This is a genomic window from Hyphomicrobiales bacterium (assembly GCA_002869065.1).
GTDB lineage: Bacteria > Pseudomonadota > Alphaproteobacteria > Rhizobiales > Rhodobiaceae > Rhodobium.
In genome coordinates this window covers 164,829-178,248 of record PKTR01000005.1, presented here as the reverse complement: position 1 = coordinate 178,248, position 13,420 = coordinate 164,829, and the positions used below count along the sequence as shown (strand labels likewise).

The 13,420-nt window shown below is 63.6% G+C and carries 11 protein-coding genes; 4 read left to right on the top strand and 7 right to left on the bottom strand.

Features of this window, described 5'->3' with window-relative positions:
• From C0606_14820 to C0606_14805, 4 genes are all read right to left on the bottom strand, one after another.
• A complete protein-coding gene (locus C0606_14820) occupies positions 1–411 on the bottom strand; it encodes a GtrA family protein (protein ID PLX36547.1) in 411 nt (136 codons plus the stop codon).
• Positions 408–1,469: a glycosyl transferase gene (locus C0606_14815; protein PLX36546.1), complete on the bottom strand. Its 1,062-nt coding sequence runs from the start codon at positions 1,467–1,469 to the stop codon at positions 408–410. The genes C0606_14820 and C0606_14815 overlap by 4 nt, the downstream gene beginning before the upstream one ends.
• Positions 1,456–2,682 carry a hypothetical protein gene (locus C0606_14810; GenBank protein ID PLX36545.1) on the bottom strand — a complete coding sequence of 409 codons (1,227 nt, stop codon included), beginning with the start codon at positions 2,680–2,682 and terminating at the stop codon, positions 1,456–1,458. Before C0606_14810 ends, C0606_14815 begins: the two co-directional genes overlap by 14 nt.
• A 130-nt stretch (positions 2,683–2,812) precedes the next feature.
• A complete protein-coding gene (locus C0606_14805) occupies positions 2,813–4,114 on the bottom strand; it encodes a flagellar biosynthesis protein FlgA (GenBank protein ID PLX36544.1) in 1,302 nt (433 codons plus the stop codon).
• Positions 4,115–4,367: 253 nt separating this feature from the next.
• Here C0606_14805 and C0606_14800 point away from each other — a divergent pair, with 253 nt between their 5' ends.
• Positions 4,368–5,156, top strand: coding sequence for a hypothetical protein (locus C0606_14800; GenBank protein ID PLX36543.1), 789 nt, complete (start codon positions 4,368–4,370; stop codon positions 5,154–5,156).
• 84 nt (positions 5,157–5,240) lie between these two features.
• Here C0606_14800 and C0606_14795 read toward each other — a convergent pair whose 3' ends face one another.
• Positions 5,241–5,927 carry a cytochrome B gene (locus C0606_14795; GenBank protein ID PLX36542.1) on the bottom strand — a complete coding sequence of 229 codons (687 nt, stop codon included), beginning with the start codon at positions 5,925–5,927 and terminating at the stop codon, positions 5,241–5,243.
• Positions 5,928–5,939: 12 nt separating this feature from the next.
• Positions 5,940–7,586, bottom strand: a complete 1,647-nt coding sequence (locus C0606_14790) for a cytochrome C (GenBank protein ID PLX36541.1) — start codon at positions 7,584–7,586, stop codon at positions 5,940–5,942.
• Positions 7,587–7,914: 328 nt separating this feature from the next.
• Between C0606_14790 and C0606_14785 the strand changes: the two genes are divergently transcribed.
• Both C0606_14785 and C0606_14780 read left to right on the top strand, forming a co-directional pair.
• Positions 7,915–8,784 carry a MipA/OmpV family protein gene (locus C0606_14785; protein ID PLX36540.1) on the top strand — a complete coding sequence of 290 codons (870 nt, stop codon included), beginning with the start codon at positions 7,915–7,917 and terminating at the stop codon, positions 8,782–8,784.
• Positions 8,785–8,954: 170 nt separating this feature from the next.
• Positions 8,955–10,157, top strand: coding sequence for an aspartate aminotransferase (locus C0606_14780; protein ID PLX36539.1), 1,203 nt, complete (start codon positions 8,955–8,957; stop codon positions 10,155–10,157).
• A 74-nt stretch (positions 10,158–10,231) separates the two neighbouring features.
• Here the strand turns inward: C0606_14780 and C0606_14775 are convergent, their stop codons facing one another.
• Positions 10,232–10,789 carry a hypothetical protein gene (locus tag C0606_14775; protein ID PLX36538.1) on the bottom strand — a complete coding sequence of 186 codons (558 nt, stop codon included), beginning with the start codon at positions 10,787–10,789 and terminating at the stop codon, positions 10,232–10,234.
• 475 nt (positions 10,790–11,264) lie between these two features.
• Here C0606_14775 and C0606_14770 point away from each other — a divergent pair, with 475 nt between their 5' ends.
• The gene (locus tag C0606_14770) at positions 11,265–13,313 is read left to right on the top strand and encodes an elongation factor G (protein PLX36537.1); all 2,049 of its coding nucleotides are present in this window, start codon (positions 11,265–11,267) and stop codon (positions 13,311–13,313) included.
• Positions 13,314–13,420 lie beyond the last annotated feature (107 nt).

Here is a 13,420-nt window from a genome sequence, read left to right as displayed (position 1 = left end):
TCAGTGGGCGCGGAAGGCGGTTCGGAAGGCAAACAGTGCCGAGCCGAGGAAATTGACGGCGAGCGCGCCTGCCGAGGCAATCGCCAGCGCGGCAAGGGGCGGTAGCGCGGGCACGATGGCCAGCGCGATCGCGTAGAGCGCGTAATTGACCGCCGCGCCGACGCCGTTAACACCGGCGAAGCGGCTCCATTCGCCAAGCCGTTTCGGGTCGCGGGAGCGGAAGGTGAAGACGCGGTGCAGGCCCCATGTCGCGCTGACGGCGACCACGACCGAGATGACGCGCGCGCTGTAGGCGCCCATGCCGGCCCATTCGGTCAAGCCAAGCAGCACACCCGCATCGACGATGAAGCCGAAGGCGCCGACCAGCAGAAAGCGCGGAAACAGAGCTGAGAGCGGGCGGCTGCCGCTCATTTCAGCGGCTCGACGACACCTGCCCGTTCGGACCGGCGGCGGCTCGCTGCAAGCGAGGGCAGATCGAGGTAGCGCATGCGTTTCAGTTCCCGTCGGGTGTTGCTGACCGATTCGATGATGATACCGCACATGAAGCTGAGGAAGGCGAGCTGCATGATGCTGGCGGCCAGCACGGCGGTGGGCAGGCGCGGCACCAGGCCGGTTTCGAGATAGGTGTCGAAGACCGGCAAGGCGAGGAACACCGAGATCATGGCGAGCACGATCGCGCCGATGCCGTAGAAGCGGAACGGGCGCAGCGCGCGGTACATCTTCATGATGGTCCACAGAATGCGCATGCCGTCGTGATAGGTGCGCAGCTTGCTCGGCGAATGGCTCGGGCGCTCGCCATAGGGCAGCGGGATTTCCGCCGTCGCCAGCTTGATGTCGATGGCGTGGACGCTCAGCTCCGTTTCGATCTCGAAGCCGTTCGAGGCGGCCGGGAAGGACTTCGCGAAGCGGCGCGAGAACACCCGGTAGCCGGACAGGATGTCGGAGAAATTGCGGCCGAACAGATAGCCGACGATGTGATTGAACATGCGGTTGCCGAAGCGGTGACCGCGCCGGTAGGCCTCGGGGCCGCCGCCGACCCGGGTTCCGACGACCATGTCGAGATTGTCCTGCACCATCCGATTGATCAGCTGCGCGGCGGCTGCCGGCTCATAGGTGCCGTCGCCGTCGGCGAGCACGAAGATGTCGGCGTCGATGTCGGCGAACATGCGGCGCACCACGTTGCCTTTGCCCTGATGCATCTCGCGACGCACGATGGCGCCGGCGCGGGCGGCTTCCTCCGAGGTCTGGTCGGTCGAGTTGTTGTCGTAGACGTAGATCTCGGCGCTCGGCAGCGCGGCGCGAAAGCCGTTCACGACCCCGGCAATGGTCGCTTCCTCATTGTAGCAGGGCAGCAGAACGGCAATCGCGTTGGCGCGCGGTTCGGCGTTTGCATCGATGTGCGAGACGGTGTGGGTTTCACGCGGATCGGCGTGCCGCCCGGTGCGCGGCAGGGCGTCAGGCGAGAGCATGGCGGATCTCCGGTGACGGATTCTGTGTGGCGCGCGCATCGCGTTGCGTGCGCAGCAGGATGAGGGTGAACAAGGCGAGCGTTGCCAGCGCGCCGATCGGAATGGCGGTGTAGGTGGCGACCTGGCGGGCGATCAGCGGTGCCGTCCAGGCAATCGCGGCAAGGCTGATCTCGTAGGGACCGAAGCCGGTGCGCAGGCCATGACGGGCGAGGAAAGCAAGCGCGCCGCCGACCAGAACCATGTCGTAGTCGAGCGTATAGGGGGTTGCCAGCAGGCTGGCGAGGCAGAGCGCGGCGGCTTTCAGTTCGAAGGCGACCGGCCGACGCCATTGCCAGACGAGCGCGGCTGCGACCAGGAGCGTGACGACCCCTTGCGCGGCATGGGCTGCGGGGACTGTGCCGCCCCACATGCGAACGGCTGCAAAGATGCTCTGGATCTTCTCCCAGCCCGTCGAGCCGGCTTCGAGCACGATGGTGCGGGTCGGCTCCAGGCTGGCGATGAAGGCCGGCCAGACGTCGATGCCGAAAGCGGCGGTGGCGATAGCGGCCATGGCGAGCACCGTCGTGGCGGCCGCGAAGAAGGTCTGCCAGCGGCCGGTTGCAACGAGAACCAGCGGGATCAGCAGGCCGAATTGCGGCTTGTAGGCAAGCAGGCCGATCAACAGGCCGGCGAGGATGGGCCGGCGATCGAGAACGAGCAGGGCGCCGGCAAGCAGTGCGGTGGTGAGGAAGCCGTTGTGGCCGTGGCCGAAATTGACGAAGACCGCCGGGAAGGCCGCGGCCAGCAGCAGGGTCTCTCGCCCGGGTACGATCCGTGCCGCCAACCGCAGATAGAGCGCGAATGTCGTTGCCTGCCAGACGAACAGGGCGAGCAGATACGGCATGGTTGCGAGAAGGGCTGCGAGCGCGAGGAAGAACGGCGGGTAGTGCCAGCCGTAGAACGGGATGTCCTCGCGGCCGAAGACGGCCTTCTCCTCGGCGTGCTGGATGTCCCAGTCATAGGCGGCGGGGGCTTCGCCCTTCAGAACGAGGCGACCGGCGGCATAGACGTTCGAGAAGTCTGTGCCGAGCGGTTTGCCGTCCCGCGCCACAAGTCCGTCCGATGTCGCGACCAGTGCGACGAGCGCGACGGCGGACAGGGCCAGAAAGATCCAGGCGTAGGTGGTACGGCGCGCTCTGGTCAGCCAAGCGCCGCTCCGGAGCGTCTCTGGCATCGGCAATCCCCAACTTGCTCATGGCCGCCGATTTCCGGCGAGGAATTTCGCCAAAAAGGGGCAAGCCATGGTTCGCGGGCACTTTAGATGGCAGGGATTAAGATTGGGTTTTTCGGAGCGTGTGCCAGCCTCATGCCATCGCTTCGGCTTCGCGGCGCAGGCGCATGTCGAGGCGGGTCTCGTCGATGTTGACGTCCTGCCAGGTGACGACCGAACCTTGCTTCACCGGGCGGGTCAGCGGCACGCCATGGGCAAGGCCGATCGGCAGGGCGCCGGCGGCAAGGCTCGCGTCTGCCGGTTGCAGCTTGCCCCACACCGTGTAGCCGCCCTCGCCGTCGAGCGTGTCGCCGGGCTTGAGGTCCTTCTTGGCGACGGCAACAGCGTCGCCGCGGAAGGCGCGGGTCTGGCCGGTCGGCTCGCCGCGCAGCGCCGCGTTCAGCACCGAGATGCTGAGCTCCAGTCCGATCAGGTGGAACGGCTTGTACATGGCGGCGAAGCGGCCGCTGTCGTCGGTCTTCAGCCCGTATTGGCGGAAGCATGCGGCGGCGTAGTCGTTCGGCGCCTCCAGCACCACATAGACGCCCCAGCGCAGATCGCGGAACACCGGCCGGCCGTCGCGTTCGAGCGACGAGATCACCTCGACCATTCCGTTGCCCTCGAGCAGACCGCCGGCCGAGCGGGGCTTGAGGATCTGGGCGAGATCGTCGACGCCGCAGGGCGGGAAGGCCAGACCGTCCGTCGGCACCGCCAGATCGCAGGCATTGGCGATCGCCGCCATCTCGATCGCCGATTTGGTGCCGTCGAGGAAGGAATTGAACATCTGCGGGTTCATGCCGGCGGCGCGGGCGGCATCCGGCGTCAGGCCGTAGTGGTCCCAGACCGTGTCCGGCGTCACCGAGTGGTAGAGCGGCAGATATTTGGTTCCCTTGCCGGCGGCGGCGACCTTGAAGCCGGTGGCGCGAGCCCAGTCGACCATTTCCGAAACCAGCGCCGGCTGGTCGCCATAGGCCATGGAATAGACGACACCGGCGTTGCGGGCGCGTTTGGCGAGTGCCGCGCCTGCCAACACGTCGGCCTCGACATTGACAATGACGATGTGCTTGCCGGCATCGATGGCGGCGAGTGCGTGCGCAATGCCGGCGGCCGGGTTTCCGGTCGCCTCGATGACGACGTCGACCTCCTTGTGGCGGCACAGTTCTCCGCCGTCCTCGAGATAGGCGCAAGTCGCGATGCGGCCCTCGTCCCAACCAACGGCGCGGCAGCTCGCCCTGGCGCGGTCTACATTGAGGTCGGCGATGGCGGCGACTTCGAGCCCGGTAATATGAGGGACCTGCGACAGGAACATGGAGCCGAACTTGCCGGCGCCGATGAGGCCGGCACGGACGGGGTTGTCGGCATCGCTGCGGGCAGCAAGCATCGTCGTCAGGTTCATGTGGTGAGGCCTCCCGAAAAATCTTTTGGTTCGGTGCGGCATTCGTTGAAGCCGCCCGTTCTGGTTGGCCCCGACTATGAAAGAGGATTCGGAAAATGAACAGGCGTTGTGAAGCCTGTTGTCGTGCAGGGTGAACGGCAAAGGTGGTTCCCTTGCCCGGCTGCAACTTCACAGGGAGGTGCGGCTCTAGTAGCTATCTACCGTGGGATCATTTTGGGGTGTGTCTGTTGTGCGGTTGACGGCGTTGGTGGTGATGGTCCTTTTTGCAGCCGTGCTGTGGCCGCGCGACGTGTTGGCCGTGCCGTCCGAAAACGCGATCGATGCGCGTTTGCGTATGGAAGAGGCCTTCAGGCTCTTCAGCAAACTCGCCTTCAGGTGCGAATCCTATTCGTCCTTGGCGAAGTGTTCCTACGGCGGGCGCCTGGTCAAATGGCAGAAGCCGGAGATCACCATCACTCTGGTATTCGAGCCAAGCCTCAATGGCTCCGTGTCTCAGGCGGAAAAGCGGATTCGCGGATACTTCGACAAGTACATTCGGCAGATCAACAAGGAGACTGACGTTCATCTGCGCGTCGGGAGGAGCAGAGATTTCATCGTCCTCGTCGGCAACCGGGAGTTCTTGCGCAACTTTCTTCAACTTGGAGCGGCCCTCAAGGGTGAAAAGGATGTCAGTCTGATTCACAAGCTGAAGGACTCGCGCACGTGTATGGCGACACTCTCGTCCAGGTCTCGCAATGGCATGCCAGAGGCCAAATATGGTTTGATGTTGCTTAACCTTGATGCCAATGAGACGTGTATTGCGCGGTCCTTGCTCATTGCGCTTGGCATCAATCCTTTTCTCTTGAAAAAGAGCCACACCATTCGGCGCGACCTTCGCAAGCACGGGGCTGCGCGATATTCGCTGGCGCCGGTCGCGAAGTTCCTGCTGCGGATGATGTACAGCCGCCGTATGAAGCCCGCTTACCTTCAGTCGCCAACGAAGACGAAGAACCTCGCTCGGCGCATGATCTTCGGGCGCGAGGTGAAGCTACCTGAGCAGTAGGCTTAGTTAGCATCGCGAGAGCCGCAAAGAAAAAGCCGCGTCCCAGGGGCGCGGCTTTTCAATTCGTGATCCGGTGCGACAGCGCTAGCGCAGGCGATCCGGCTCCTCGGCCTCGAGATAGGCCTCTTCGACGTCGGACAGTTCGACCTTCTCGTAACCCGTGATCATCGTCTTGATGTAGTGGGTGACGGTCTTGCCGGTGGTCGTCATGTAGACGTGGATGACGACGAAGGTGATCATCAGGAACGCGGCGGCGGTGTGGACGAACACCACGATCGAGAAGATTGTGCCGGTCTGATCGTAGGTCTGCCAGACTTCGTAGAGCAGGTAGACGATGCCGGAGGCCCACAGGGCCGGGCCGATGATGACCATGAAGGTCAGATAGGCCAGCGACTGCAGCGCGTTCTGCTTGCGCTTCAGCGTCTTCGAATAGGGGTGCGGTGCACCTGTCAGAATGCCGACCGCATAGAACTTGATGACGTTGAAGAGGCCGGAGCTGGTCGGCAGGTAGTGCCGCCACTGACCGGTGGTGAAGTGCCAGAAGGTGGTGAAGATCCACAGCACGATCAGTGCAATCGCCGCGAAGGTGTGGACGCCGACGGCGGCCTTGAACGGCAGCAGCGAATGCGTGCCGTGCAGGCCGAAGCCGGAGAACACCAGGATGAAGATCAGCAGTGCCTGCGACCAGTGCCAGAAGCGCTCGTAGCGGGAGTAGATCTTGACCGCGCGGACCGAGGTCTTGCCCTCGTTGATGGGGGTGGAGTTAGCCATATCGATGTCTCCTCAGCGCGTGCGCTTGCGCATGGCAAACCGCAGGATGCCGTGGATGAAGATGCCGAGCAGCGTCAGGCCGAACAGCGTGTAGCCGATCAGGTCGAGCCAGCGGTAGCTGTCGCGGCCGGGCATGTAGACGCCGGTGACGCCGGCGAGCCGGCCGTCCTTGGCGTGGCATTCGCCGCATTTGAGCGCGTCTTCCTTCGGCGCCACCATGTGGGTGATCGGCCAGTACATGGCGGTGTCGACGAAGCCGTATTTGCCGGAGAACTCGCGGCCAACGGCCTTCTGGCCGGCGGCGATCGCCTTTTCCCAATCGAGATTGGTCCACAGCGCGGTGTCGTCCTTGCCGAACACGTGGTTGTAGACGAGATGGTTGGTGCCGGCGTCGTAGGCCTGACGGCCGCGCATCTTCTTGAACGGCCAGATGCGGGATTTGCCGTCGGTCGCGTTGCCGGCGATCTTGTTGATCTCGACGACGTTTTCCGGATCGATGGTTTCGTCAGCGGTGGTGTACTGCACCTGTCCGTCGAACCAGGCGTAATACGGCGTGACGTTTTCTTCCCACTCGAAGGTGCCCTTGATCGACATGTAGGTGTGCAGGCCCTTTTCGTTTTCCTCCGAATAGGGTTTGCCGTCCTTCAGCTTGCCGGCGGTCGACCAGTCCCAATAGGTCTTGGTGGCGACGCCGCCGCGGGCAAAGGCCGGGATGTGACAGGTCTGGCAGGCGACCTTGTCGGTGTGGCCGTTGAGCTTGATCGCCTCGAGGTTGACGCCCTTGTGCGGCTGGTCGCTGTGGCAGCTTTCGCAGGAAGCGACGTCGCGGCGCTGACCCGGCTTGCCGGTGCCGCCGGTGTCCTTGGCGAGCGTGTCGTAGCGCGAACCCGGCCAGATATGCTGGTCAGACACGTGGCAGGCGGAGCAGGCGAAGTTGGGCCCGTCCTCGGCCATGTGCACGTCGAGTGCCTTAGTCGGATGGGTCAGCGAGGAGTCGAGGTCGCCGTGCTTGACCGCATCGCCGCCGCCGCCGTTGAAGTGGCAGGCGCCGCAATTGGCGCGACCCGGCATGCCGACCTTCTGTGCGATCTTGGTCAGATCGGGCGGCATGAAGGTCTTGCCGTTCTTGGTCAGCGGTTCATAGAGCGGATGACCGGCATTGGTCGGCCACTTGACGTAGTCGCCGGTGGTGTCGTGACAGGCGAGACAGTCGACGTTCTGTTCAGACGTGAAGTCGAAGCTGTTGTCCTTCCAGCCATAGCCGACGTGGCAGCTGGTGCAGCGCGGCTCGTTGGATGCGATATTGCCGCAAAAGGCATTAATCACATTCTTCTTTCCGAGCTTCTGGCCTGTTTTGGGATGGGTGTAGTCCCAGGTCCAGTGAATCGATTTATGAACCTGCTTTGCCGCTTCAGTGTGGCAGCTCAGGCAGGCCTGGGTCACTTCGGGGCCGGAGGCGAAGGGTTTCTGCAGGATCTCGAACTTGGTGTGATCCGCGGTTGCGCCGGGCTTCTTGGCGGTCTTTTGCGGACCCGCCGAGATCGTCGTGGCCGCCGGTTTTTCTTCGTGGTTTTCTGCAGTTACCGGGGTCATCGGCAAGAGCAGACCGAAACAGAGCGCGAAAGCCGCGGTGCTGCCTCGAGCGAGTGAACGGATCATCAGCGTTTCCCTTTTCGGGCCTCGTCGGGTGGTTTTCCAGCCGATTCCCGGCGTTATTTTAGATGCACTTAATATGCCGAATAAGAGATATGTCCGTCCCGAGTCAAGATAGGTTGTACGCTGATCGACCGGTTCTTTGGTCGATAATTGCGGTATTTCTCTTTATTATTATTCGCATGTGCAGGTTTGTGTTGGCATCCGGCCACACTGCATTGGAAAGACTGCCGGCGGGAAGGATTCCCGTGCCTGGCGGCTTTACAATGAACGGTTAGGGATTAGAGATGTATCCTGAAAGGGCTTGCGACCGGTCAGACGGCGCGCGGGCGACATGCCGGATCAGGCAGGGGAGCGGGACATGATCATGGCGCAGAATTTCAAGCGAAATCCGGCCGCATTTCTTGCGGCGGGCGTTCGCGGTGCGCTGTTGTCGGCCGGTGTTGCAGCACTTGTCGCGGGTGGATTTACGACCGGCGTATCGGCGGAGGAGATTTCGCGCGCCGGCGCAACCGATCTGGCGATCACGCTGGGTGTCGGCGCGCGGCTTTCCCCGGGTTTCGAAGGATCGGGCAAATATCTGCTGAGCCCGTTTCCGATCGTCAAACTGCATTATCTGCGCATTCCTCAGCTCACCGATTTCGGTGGCGGTCCTGACATCGGCCCCTTCATCAGCCCGTCGTTCCGCTTCATTTCGAAGCGCGATTCCACCGACGAGCCGATCCTGCGCGGCCTCAACGATGTCGACTGGGCGTTCGAAGCCGGCCTGAAGCTCGGTTACGAGGCGGAGCACTGGCGTGCCTTCGTCGCGGTGCGGCGCGGGTTCAACGGCCATGAGGGCATCGTCGCCGATCTTGGCGCCGACGTGTTGATGCGCCCGGCGCCGGACTGGAACCTGGCGCTCGGTCCGCGGCTCTACTTCGCCGACGACGAATACATGGACACCTATTTCCAGGTGACGGGGCCGGAAGCGATCCGCTCGGGCTATCGTCGCTACAACCCCGACGCCGGGTTCTATGCGGCCGGTCTTGCTGGCGAGGCGGTCTATTCGATGACGGAAAACGTCTCGCTGCATCTTGAGGCCGAGTACAAACGGCTGGTCGGCAGCGCGGCGGATTCGCCGATCGTCAGGGCAGGCAATCGCGATCAGTTTTCGGTCGGTGCCGGCGTCAGCTACCGGTTCAATTTCGACCTGTTCGATTAAGTCGCCCTCTGACCCAAGTCGCGGCCCGGCCACGGCAGGCGGAAAAACGGCGGAGAAAGCGGACAAACAGCCGCATCGGGCGGCTTGGCTTCTTGCGGTTCGGCGGCAATATCCCTAGGGTCGCCGGGTTTCCAATCACGGCGGATCATCGCCATCAGGAGAGAACGATCATGGGCTTCCTTGCCGATGCGCTTGCTCGCGTAAAACCTTCTGCGACGATTGCAGTTACCAACAAGGCGCGCGAGCTGAAAGCTGCCGGCCGCGACGTTATCGGTCTGGGCGCCGGCGAGCCGGATTTCGACACGCCGGACAACATCAAGGAAGCGGCGATCCGCGCGATCCGCGAAGGCAAGACCAAATACACCGCCGTCGACGGTATCCCGGAGCTGAAAGAGGCGATCGTCGCCAAGTTCGCGCGTGAGAACGGGCTGACCTACACGGCCGGCCAGATCACGGTCGGCACCGGCGGCAAGCAGGTGCTCTACAACGCACTGATGGCGACTATCAATCCGGGCGACGAGGTTCTCGTGCCGGCGCCATACTGGGTCAGCTATCCCGACATGGTGCTGCTCGCGGGCGGCACGCCGGTCGCGGTTGATGCCTCCATCGACACCGGCTTCAAGGTGACGCCGGCCGCGCTCGAGGCCGCGATCACGCCGAAGACCAAGTGGCTGATCTTCAACTCGCCGTCGAACCCGTCGGGCGCGGCCTATACGCGTGAAGAGCTTGCGGCCATCGGCGAGGTGCTGCTGCGTCACCCGCAGGTCTGGGTGATGACCGACGATATGTACGAACATCTCGTCTACGACGATTTCGAGTTCACCACGATCGCCCAGGTCGTGCCGGAGCTTTTCGACCGCACGCTGACCGTCAACGGCGTGTCGAAGGCCTATTCGATGACCGGCTGGCGTATCGGATACGCGGGCGGGCCGACCGAAGTGATCAAGGCGATCGCAAAGATCCAGTCGCAGTCGACGTCGAACCCGTGCTCGATCTCGCAGTGGGCGGCGCTTGAGGCGCTGACCGGCACGCAGGAGTTCATCAAGCCGAACCAGGAACTGTTCAAGGGCCGGCGCGATCTCGTTGTGTCGATGCTGAACCAGGCGAACGGCCTGAAATGTCCGACCCCGGAAGGTGCGTTCTACGTCTATCCGAGCTGCGCCGCATTGATCGGCAAGACGGCGCCGTCGGGCAACGTCATCAACAATGACGAGGATTTCGTCACCGAGCTTCTGGAAACGGAAGGCGTCGCGGTGGTGCAGGGTTCGGCCTTCGGCCTTGGCCCCAACTTCCGCATCTCCTATGCGACCTCGACCGAGGCGCTTGAGGAAGCCTGCACCCGCATCCAGCGCTTCTGCGGCTCGATGAAGTAAATCGGGTCAGTGCGAAGCGAGCGAACGAGACGCCCCGGCGAGACGATCGCCGGGGCGTTTTCTTTTGGCGGGGCTCACTCGGTGGCGGCGGTGATCGCGTCGAGGAAGGCTTGCGCATAGCCGGCGACCAGCGGAGCGCGGTCGCGGCCGTTGATGATGCGCCGCGCATTGACCAAGTCGGCACGCTCGCCGTCGATGTAGTCTGCCAGTTTGCGGCCGGTGAAATGGCCGCCGATCATGCCTTCGAACAGGATCGCGGTGGCGTGGGCGAGGTCGAGCGCGCGTTCGGGATCGGCGACGAGGTCGATGCCGAGCAACTTGCCCATGGTGCGGTAGTTGCCCTTCCAGGTGAGCTGGACGAAGCCGCGTCCGTAATAGGTCTGGCCGGTGTCCGGGTCGGGGCGGCCATAACGACGTCCACGGCCGCGTCCGTATTCGCGGATCGGCTGCATGGTGCGGGCGGTTTCGTGGAAGGTGGTGGCTAACATGTAGGCGAGCCAGCGCGGGTCGGGCAGCGCGCGGCGCTCCCATTCGTCGAGGATCGCGTCCATGCCGGCGACCTGCGCTTCGCCGAGCCGTCCCTTGAAGGGCGTGGCGCGGACGCGGTCGAAGAAAATCTTGCGGTCGATCATGGTCAGGGCTCCGTGTCTTGCGTCGACAGCAAGTCTAGGAGCGGTAAAACCGGACGAGGATTGACGCGGGTGGGGTTCCTTTGCCGCGAGATATCCTCCGCAACGCGATTGTTTTTCAGTGGTTTGGCCGTTTTGTCCTTTCGCTCCACAGAGCGTACGTGCCGGTGCGGCGGGGATTGTGCCGACGGCTTGCCAAAAGTGCGGTCGCGGGCGCGCGATTTGCGCTATGTCAGCGTGAGGCTGCCGGAAAGGGGCTAGTAAGATCGATGCGGTCTTTTTCGTACGGGCGGGGAGGGCGCTGCGCGCCGGCTGTCGAGCCTCTTGCGCGATGCCTTTCAGACTGAGACGATGAGTTTCGCGCCGGCCTTAGCGCCAGCATCGCGCGCAAGGCACGGGTCTTTCCGGGCCACATCCGCCGCCACGGTCCCGTGGGGCGTTTTCAGACAAGAAGCGACAAGAACAAGGAGTAGGTATCATGGGAGACGGCAACGGCAGAGAAGCTGGGCCCCGGTGCATTGCGCTGGTTGGCCCATTCGCGAGCGGCAAGACCACTCTGCTCGAGGCCATCCTCGCACGCACGGGGGCCACTGACAGGCAGGGAACGATCGCCGGCGGCAATACGGTTGGTGACGGGTCTCCCGAAGCGCGCGCCCATGGGATGAGCGTCGAGGCGAATGTCGCCGAGATGACCTTCATGGACGACACCTATACGTTCATCGACTGCCCCGGTTCGGTCGAGTTCCTGTCGGAAGCCGACGGCGTTCTGGCCGGCGTCGACATGGCGATCGTGGTCGCGGAAGCCGACGAAAAGAAGCTGCCGGCCTTGCAGGTCATTCTGAAGGCGCTCGACGATCGCAACGTTCCGCATGTCCTGTTCCTCAACAAGATCGACAAGGCCGATCACGGCGTGCGCGAAACCCTCGAGGTTCTGCAGCAAGCTAGCGCAACGCCGCTGGTGCTGCGCCAGATCCCGATCTGGAAGGACGGCATTGCCACCGGCTTCATCGATCTCGCGCTCGAACGCGCCTTCGTCTACCACGAGCATGCGGCGAGCGAGGTCGTTGAGATCCCCGATGCCGAACGCGCCCGCGAGGTCGAGGCGCGCTTCTCGATGCTGGAAAAGATCGCCGACTACGACGACGAGCTGATGGAACAGCTGCTGGAGGATATCCAGCCGAAGGCCGACGTCGTGTTTCACGATCTCGTCGATGAACTGCGTGACGGTGTGATCTGCCCGGTGTTCATCGGGTCTGCCGAAGGCGGCAATGGCATCTTCCGCCTGCTGAAAGCGCTGCGGCATGAGGCGCCGGGTATCGATCAGACGCTGGAACGTCTCGGCGCGACCGATATGCCCGGCACCGTGGTGCAGGTGATGAAGACCATCCACACATCGCATGGCGGCAAGATGTCGGTCGCCCGTGTGCTCGCCGGCAAGGTGGCCGACGGCACGGTGTTTCATGCAACCGACGGCACAGACAGCCGGGTTTCGGGCGTGTTCCGCATCATGGGCCAGCAGGTGACCAAGCGCGATGCGGCCGACGTCGGCGAAACCGTGGCACTCGGCAAGCTCGACGTGGCACAGACCGGCATGACGCTGAGCGACGAAAAGGACGGCGTTGCCGACTTTGTCACGCTCAATCCGCCGGAGCCCGTGCTGCTGATGGCGGTCAGCCCGACCGATCACAAGGACGAGGTGAAGCTGTCGGCCTCGCTCGCCAAGATCGTCGAGGAAGACCCTTCGCTCAAGATCACCCACAATCAGGAAACCGGCGAGACCGTCGTCGGCGGTCAGGGCGAGATGCATCTGCGCGTCGTGCTCGAGCGGCTGAACAGCAAGTACGGCATCACGGTCGAGCGGCATGAGCCGTCGATTCCCTACAAGGAAACGATCCGCGGCAAGGTCAGCCTGCGCGGTCGGCACAAGAAGCAGTCGGGCGGCCACGGCCAGTTCGGCGACGTGGTGCTCGACATCAAGCCGCTGCCGCGTGGCGAAGGCTTCGTGTTCTCCGACACGATCACCGGCGGTGTGGTGCCGAAGCAGTACATCCCCTCGGTCGAGCACGGTGTTGCCGACTTCCTGAAGTCGGGTCCGCTCGGCTTCGAGGTGGTCGACATCGCGGTGACGCTGACCGACGGCTCCTACCACACGGTCGACTCCTCGGATCAGGCCTTCAAGATGGCGGCGCAGATCGCCATGCGCGAGGGCATGGCGCAGTGCAATCCCGTGCTGCTCGAACCGATCCTCGACGTGACGATCTACTGCCCGAGCGAGGCAACGGCGCGGATCAACGCGATCGTGTCGGGCCGGCGCGGCCAGTTGATGGGCTTCGATGCCCGTCCGGGTTGGCCGGGCTGGGACGAGGTGCGGGCGATGATGCCGGAAGACGAGGTGCGCAGCCTGATCATCGAGCTGCGTTCGGCGACGCAGGGCGTCGGCTCCTTCGTCACCCGCTTCGACCATCTGGCCGAGCTGACCGGGCGCCACGCCGAGGCCGTGCTGGAACGTTACGGCAAGAAGGACTGATCTCCGGGGCTGTGCGGCGGCCTTTGCCGCCGCCGCTCTGGTGAGAAAAACAGCCGGCCGGGGCAACCCGGCCGGCTTTTTCGTTGCGATTGCCTGCCGTAGCATTT

Excerpts from the sequence above, each read along its gene's own strand:
- C0606_14820 (PLX36547.1), bottom strand. The coding sequence starts at position 411 with ATGAGCGGCAGCCGCCCGCTCTCAGCTCTGTTTCCGCGCTTTCTGCTG.
- C0606_14815 (PLX36546.1), bottom strand. The coding sequence starts at position 1,469 with ATGCTCTCGCCTGACGCCCTGCCGCGCACCGGGCGGCACGCCGATCCG.
- C0606_14810 (PLX36545.1), bottom strand. The coding sequence starts at position 2,682 with ATGCCAGAGACGCTCCGGAGCGGCGCTTGGCTGACCAGAGCGCGCCGT.
- C0606_14805 (PLX36544.1), bottom strand. The coding sequence starts at position 4,114 with ATGAACCTGACGACGATGCTTGCTGCCCGCAGCGATGCCGACAACCCC.
- C0606_14800 (PLX36543.1), top strand. The coding sequence starts at position 4,368 with ATGGTCCTTTTTGCAGCCGTGCTGTGGCCGCGCGACGTGTTGGCCGTG.
- C0606_14795 (PLX36542.1), bottom strand. The coding sequence starts at position 5,927 with ATGGCTAACTCCACCCCCATCAACGAGGGCAAGACCTCGGTCCGCGCG.
- C0606_14790 (PLX36541.1), bottom strand. The coding sequence starts at position 7,586 with ATGATCCGTTCACTCGCTCGAGGCAGCACCGCGGCTTTCGCGCTCTGT.
- C0606_14785 (PLX36540.1), top strand. The coding sequence starts at position 7,915 with ATGCCGGATCAGGCAGGGGAGCGGGACATGATCATGGCGCAGAATTTC.
- C0606_14780 (PLX36539.1), top strand. The coding sequence starts at position 8,955 with ATGGGCTTCCTTGCCGATGCGCTTGCTCGCGTAAAACCTTCTGCGACG.
- C0606_14775 (PLX36538.1), bottom strand. The coding sequence starts at position 10,789 with ATGATCGACCGCAAGATTTTCTTCGACCGCGTCCGCGCCACGCCCTTC.
- C0606_14770 (PLX36537.1), top strand. The coding sequence starts at position 11,265 with ATGGGAGACGGCAACGGCAGAGAAGCTGGGCCCCGGTGCATTGCGCTG.